At 75.9% G+C, this 1,876-nt stretch carries 2 protein-coding genes; both read left to right on the top strand.

Annotated elements, in window-relative coordinates; genetic code table 11:
- Positions 1-1,346: DNA recombination protein RmuC (locus tag GTW08_RS02145; RefSeq protein WP_202416276.1), on the top strand; the 1,346-nt coding region annotated here is incomplete at its 5' end.
- A gap of 76 nt (positions 1,347-1,422) precedes the next feature.
- Positions 1,423-1,876 (top strand): DUF6542 domain-containing protein (locus GTW08_RS02140; RefSeq protein WP_346009837.1); only part of this gene is annotated, 454 nt, incomplete at its 3' end.

Below are 1,876 nucleotides of genomic sequence, written 5' to 3'. Positions count from 1 at the left end.
CCGACGCCGCGGGAGCCACCGCCGCGCTGCGCGCCGAGCGGGAGGCCCGGGCCGGGGCCGAGGCCGCGACGGTGCGCCGCGAGGCCGAGCTGAAGGACTCCTTCGCCGCGCTGTCGCAGGACGCGCTGGCCCGCAACAACGAGGCGTTCGTGGCGCTGGCGGAGAGCAGGCTCAAGGAGGCGACCGCCGCGCTCGCGGCGAAGGCCGACGGCGACCAGGCCGCCCGCGCGAAGGCCGTCGAGCAGCTGCTCGACCCGGTCTCGGCGGCGCTGGGCCGGGTCGAGGGGCAGCTGCGGACGGTGGAGAAGGAGCGCGAGTCCGCCTACGCCGGGCTCCGCGAGCAGGTCAGGGCGATGGCGGCGAGCTCGGACAAGCTCGGTACCGAGACGAAGGCGCTGGTCAACGCGCTGCGGGCGCCGCAGGTACGGGGCCGGTGGGGCGAGATGCAGCTGCAGCGGGTCGCGGAGATGGCCGGCATGCTCGAGCACTGCGACTTCTCCACCCAGGTGTCCGCCGCCGGGGAGGACGGCGGGGTCCGCCCGGACATGCTGGTCCGGCTCGCGGGCGGCAAGCAGGTCGTCGTCGACGCGAAGGTGCCGTTCGCGGCCTACCTGCAGGCGGTCGAGGCCTCGGACCCGGACGTGCACACCGAACGGCTCGCGGCGCACGCCCGGCAGCTGCGCACGCACGTGGACCAGCTCTCGGCCAAGGCCTACTGGGAGTCGTTCGAACCGACACCGGAGTTCGTGGTGCTGTTCGTGCCGGGCGACCCGTTCCTGGAGGCGGCGCTGCGCTCGGACCCGGGGCTCCTGGAGTACGCCTTCGGCCGCAACGTCGTGCTCTCGACGCCGACCACCCTGGTCGCGCTGCTGCGCACCGTCGCCTACGGCTGGAAGCAGGAGGCCCTGGCCCGCAACGCCGCCCAGGTGCACCGGCTCGGGCGCGAGCTGCACGGGCGCCTCGCGACGATGGGCACGCACGTCGCGAAGCTCGGCCGCAGCCTGGACGCGGTGGTGGACAGCTACAACCGGACCGTCTCCTCGCTGGAGGCGCGGGTCCTGGTGAGCGCCCGGAAGTTCACCGAGCTGCAGGTGTCCGACACCGAGCTGGGGACGCCCGCGACGGTCGACCGGACCCCGCGCGGCGTCTCCGCGCCCGAGCTGGTCGCCTCCGCCGGGGACTCGCTGGTGTCCCTCGAGGACCTCGGGCGGCCCGACCACAACCGGTCGGACGGCACCCGATCCGGCGGTGGCCGACCCGACGGCGCACATCCGGGCACGTTCGGCGACGGCGACACGGCACGCGACGAGGCGACCGGGACACCGTGGCGGGAGGGGTTAGGCTGACCGGGTGACCACGGCCCGATCGAGCTCGGCCCGCCGGCCCGGCCGGGGCCCAGCCCCCGCGCGCGGTGGCTGGCCGGTGCGTGAGCGGTCCCTGCTCCCCCCGGTCCTCGGTGTCCCGCCGCCCGCGGCCACAGGTCTGGCCGTCGGTACCACCGCCCTCGGGGTCCTGGTGGACCTGCTACGGATCGGCACCGTCGGCCGGGTGTTCGAGGTCTGCTACCTGCTCGGCTGCGTGCTCGCGGTGTCCTGGGTCCGCCGGCGCGGGCTGTTCCTGCCGGCCGTGCAGCCGCCGCTGCTGCTCGCCGTCGTCGTGCCGCTGGTCGCGGTGCTGATCGGCGCCCCGTCCGGCGGCGGCACGGCGCAGAGCCTGCTCATGGCGGGCGCCCCGCTGATCAACGCGTTCCCGGCGATGGCGGTGACCACGCTGGTCGTGCTGCTCGTCGCCGGTCTGCGTGTGCTGCGCCAGCGCCTCGGCCCGGACGACGCCGTCGGCCGGCTGCGGCAGCGCCTGGGCCGCGACCCGGGCGGGT

This window comes from Pseudonocardia sp. SID8383 (assembly GCF_009864975.1).
In the GTDB taxonomy this organism is placed as follows: domain Bacteria; phylum Actinomycetota; class Actinomycetes; order Mycobacteriales; family Pseudonocardiaceae; genus Pseudonocardia; species Pseudonocardia alni.
The sequence above is the reverse complement of the archived record's forward strand: the minus strand, read 5'-3'. Positions and strand labels throughout refer to the sequence as shown.